The organism is Xanthomonas sp. SHU 308 (genome assembly GCF_000364645.1).
Lineage (GTDB): Bacteria > Pseudomonadota > Gammaproteobacteria > Xanthomonadales > Xanthomonadaceae > Xanthomonas_A > Xanthomonas_A sontii.
Map to the genome: position 1 here is coordinate 1 of NZ_AQOK01000708.1, position 2,081 is coordinate 2,081.

General features: G+C 69.0%; 2 protein-coding genes. One reads left to right on the forward strand and one right to left on the reverse strand.

What is annotated here, in order from left to right; genetic code table 11:
* Nucleotides 1-246 (reverse strand): hypothetical protein (locus D588_RS28610; protein WP_232764333.1); only part of this gene is annotated, 246 nt, incomplete at its 3' end.
* A 176-nt stretch (nt 247-422) separates the two neighbouring features.
* On the opposite strand from D588_RS28610, the gene D588_RS0119195 reads away from it, so the two are divergent.
* Nucleotides 423-2,081, forward strand: a 1,659-nt coding sequence (locus tag D588_RS0119195) for a HAMP domain-containing protein (protein WP_043086150.1), incomplete at its 3' end; no start/stop codon positions are given.

Here is a 2,081-nt window from a genome sequence, read left to right on the forward strand (position 1 = left end):
GCGGTCACGGCGGGCGACGACAGCTGGCAGGAGTTCTGAGCACGCGCCGTCGCCGCCGGTCCGCGTCGACGGCCCCGGGAGCGATCGCTCCCGGGGCTTTTTCGTTGTCATCGTCCTGTCGGCCGCCGAGCCGCCTTGGTCGTGCGTCACGGCGCCGCGCCCGACGCTCGACATGCCGTGATCGGGAACCGATCGCGATGCGGTGCCGTCCACCGCGACCGACAGAGCATCCGGTTCCGGCCGCATGGCCGGTGCCGGGGCGTATGTGGCGTTGCACCACAAACACGCCCTACATTTCTGGGACGCCGTGCCGATAACCGGAAGGTCGCGCACGTCTCCGCTCCGGTCTGCTGTGCCCGCAGGCAACAGGCTCCGGTCCACGACAGCGCGATCTTTCCCTCCTCGCCATCGAGACGACCGCGATGTCCACGACGTCCTCCACTCGCCCGAGCAGTGTCGCCACCCGCCTGATGCTCGGCGTGGCCGCGATCGCCCTGCTGTGCTTCGGCATTACCGCCGCCATCATCTACGCCCGCAGCAGTTCCGCCCTGCTCGCCTCCGCCAAGGTCGGCATGACCGACACCGCGCGCCTGGAATCGGAGCGCATCGGCAACACCATCGGCGCCTCCGCGGTCTCCAACCAGGCGCTGGCCAATGCCCTGCTCGCCCAGCGCGGTCACGACAAGGCGCGCGAGCTGTTCAGCGACAGCCTGCGCCGCGAACTGCAGCAGCATCCGGACTGGACCGGCATGGGCACGCTATGGGAACCGCAGGCGCTGGACGGCAAGGACGCGGACTACGTCAACAGCGCGGGCCATGACGCCAGCGGCCGCTACATGGTGTACTGGTCCTGGCAGAACGGGAAACTCGTGCGCGATCCGCTGCGCGACTATGACGTGGCCGGCGCCGGCGACTGGTATCTGAATCCGCGCAAGCTGCTGCGGCCGACCGTCGCCGAACCCTACGATTACGAGATCGCCGGCAAGAAGGTGCTGATGACCACGGTCAGCACGCCGATCCTGGAAGACGGCAAGTTCCTGGGCGTGGTCACCACCGATTTCGGCCTGGCCACGCTGCAGCAGCGCGTCGCCAAGCTGCGTCCGCTCGGTGCCGGCCGCGTGCGCCTGCTCTCGCCGGGCGGCGCCATCGTCGCCGACCGCGATCCCGCACTGGTCGGCAAGAAGCTGCAGGATCCGGCCACCCGCGCCTTGCTGGCCGAGATCGCCCAGGGCAAGACCGTCGGCCGCGACAGCGTCGATCCGCAGACCGGCGCCACCGACGTGGAAGTGTATGTGCCGCTGCAGATCGGCCAGGCCCAGGAGCGCTTCGCGCTGGGCGTGGCGGTGCCCAAGGCGGTGCTGATGGCGCAGGCGCGCAACCTGCTGTGGACCATCGCCGCGGTCGGCCTGTGCGCGGCGCTGCTGCTCAGCGGCGGCCTTTATCTGCTGCTGCGCCGGCTGGTGGTCAAGCCGCTGGCCAGTGCGGTGGAAGTCTCCAGCGCGGTCGCTGCCGGCCGCCTGGACAGCCGTATCCAGTACACCCGCAACGACGAGCTGGGGCAGTTGCTGGGATCGCTGCAACGCATGCAGCAGCAGCTGCGCGCGGTACTCGACGCACAGAAGGAGATGGCCCAGCGCCACGACGCCGGCGAGATCAGCTACCGCATGGACGAAGCGGCCTTCCCCGGCGACTACGGGCGCATGGTCCACGACAGCAACGCCCTGGCCGCCTCGCATATCGCGGTCAAGATGCGCCTGACGCAGATCATGGGCCGTTACGCCATCGGCGACCTGTCCGAGGACATGGATCGGCTGCCTGGCGAAAAAGCGGTGCTGACCGAAACGATGGACACGGTCAAGCGCAACCTCACCGCGATGAACACCGAGATCAAGCACCTGGCCGGCGCCGCCGCCGCCGGCGACTTCAGCGTGCGTGGCGACGCCGAGCGCTTCCAGTACGACTTCCGCCTGATGGTCGAGAGCCTCAACCAGTTGATGGCCACCGCCGATGGCAACCTGCAGGCGCTGTCCACGCTGTTGAAAGCGATCGCCGCCGGCGACCTGACCGCGCGCATGCACGGC